Genomic DNA, 2,078 nt, shown 5'->3' with positions numbered 1-2,078 from the left:
TTGAATCTAATTCTGCACCTAGTTTATCAACTACTCCAATGATTAGTAGTGAGTTGTTTAATGATGGAATTGTATATAAAGATTTAAGTAATCAATTAGTTTATAAGAAAAATGTTGGTAGTGGATTTAATCTTAAAGAAATGACTTTGACTGTAAATGATGTTACTAATAGTCAAACCTATCAAATCTTTGGTGTTGTTAGAGATAATGTTGCCTCTTTTAAATTATCTAATTTACAATCTGGTAAATTTGTTGTTAAGAAATTACAATCAAAAGAACAAGATAAACAAGTTGATATTAAAGAAATTGAATTTGAATATATAGCTAAACCAGAAACTCCATTTACTATTAATAAAGGTAAAACTACCTTAGAAATAAAAGTACCTCAAGCAAAACAAAACGATTATTACTATGCCATTTTTAAGGGTGATGATGGCGAGGAATATAAAGTATTATCTCAAACGCAAGAAAACAAAGCAAATTACTTTGATGTTGGTGTGTTGTCAAAAATATCAAAAGATCAACAATACCATTTAGAGCGTGTTGAATCTAATGAAATTAATACATTAGAAAAAACAAGACGTGTTGTTATTCAAAATAACGGTTTAAGACAAGAATTAAAAACAAAATTTAATAATATTGTTGGTAATGCTGAATTAAATGATAAAAAACTAGAGTTACAAACTAACAACGATGCCATTAATTACTTATTATCACCTATTGCAATTGAACAACCAAATAACAAAATTATTAGAAGATATTTAGTGGTTGAATTTAAGGACGACTTACATGTATCTAATTTATTAGTTGGCAAATATGAAAATAATAAGTTTGTTTTTGATACAAGTGAACTTCCTGTAAACCATCTTTGAACATTAAATAAGTTTTTTATTAAAGAAGAAAATTTATCAAAAACAGAAAACAATAACAACGAATCGTTTCAAGATATAGAAATTAAATTAAACAAGCCAATATATGTGATTAACAACGATGATACTAAAGAAATAGATGAAGAACTTAAAACAAAATTACAAACAGTAGATATTAACACTTTAGAAAACAAGGCAAAGACTTTCAAGTTTTATAACCCCAAATTAGCTGGTAAAAAGGTTAAATTGCATCTAAATATAGATAATGAAAATAGTCAAACTATAGAGTTAGAATTAACAGTTGATAATAGCTTAGTTGCAACGCTAGATGTTAGCAAGGAAAATAAATTAGAAGATAATAAAAAATATATTATCACTAAAATCTCAAGCGATGATGCATCAAACGTCTTTGACATTTCTAGTTTATCTAATATAGAAAAACATTTCTATAAGAACAAGTTTTTATTAGATGTTCAAAGAGCTGCGTTTGAGGGTGGCGATTTTGACGATCTTAAAGTTGTTATAAATAATTTAAGTTCTTACATCACAGATGAAAATAAGAAATTTTTAAACTTTGTTTTTGAATATCAAGGCAAAATAAAACCTACTGTTAATATCATTAGTTCAAATAATCATCAAATAAAGGATGAGAAATTACTTGATGCTAAAGAACATGAAAAAGTTGAAAAATCATTCCCTTTAAAAGATATTAATCAAAAATTAACAAACGAAGCTATTGTTAAATTGAGCGTTCCATATAATAGACATTTCAGACTTAAAAGAATTGAGCTTAAATATCCAACTAAAACACTTCTATTATTTAAAAATGAACAAGATTTTTTAAACCTTTGAAATTCATACGCTGTTGAGCCTACAATTAAAATTAATCACAATGATAATGTTCTTCAGGTGGACCTACTTACGGACAAACCAAAGAAACATATCAATACACACTTTACAATTTATTTCAAAACTACAGACAATAAAATCAAAATGTATAATGATAATATCCCTGCTAATTTTGATGCAACTGGACAAATTTTATATCGTAAGATTTTATTAAGTAATATAGGTTTTGATATAAAAGGAGCAACTGTTCTAGCAGTTTCATTAGATGACGAGTTTAAAGAAAAAATCGATATTTTAGGACAAGAAATTCCTCTTAATAAAGCATAGTATAAATAAAAAATACAAGGCAAATCCCTTGTA

Annotated in this window: 1 protein-coding gene; it reads left to right on the top strand. The window is 26.1% G+C overall.

Annotation, left to right across the window (positions count from 1 at the left end):
* Positions 1 to 2,045: hypothetical protein (locus UDIV_RS04515; protein ID WP_038102436.1), on the top strand; the 2,045-nt coding region annotated here is incomplete at its 5' end.
* Between the last annotated feature and the right edge of the window lie 33 nt (positions 2,046 to 2,078).

This window comes from Ureaplasma diversum NCTC 246, assembly GCF_000731915.1.
GTDB lineage: Bacteria > Bacillota_I > Bacilli_A > Mycoplasmatales > Mycoplasmoidaceae > Ureaplasma > Ureaplasma diversum.
The sequence above is the reverse complement of the archived record's forward strand: the minus strand, read 5'-3'. Positions and strand labels throughout refer to the sequence as shown.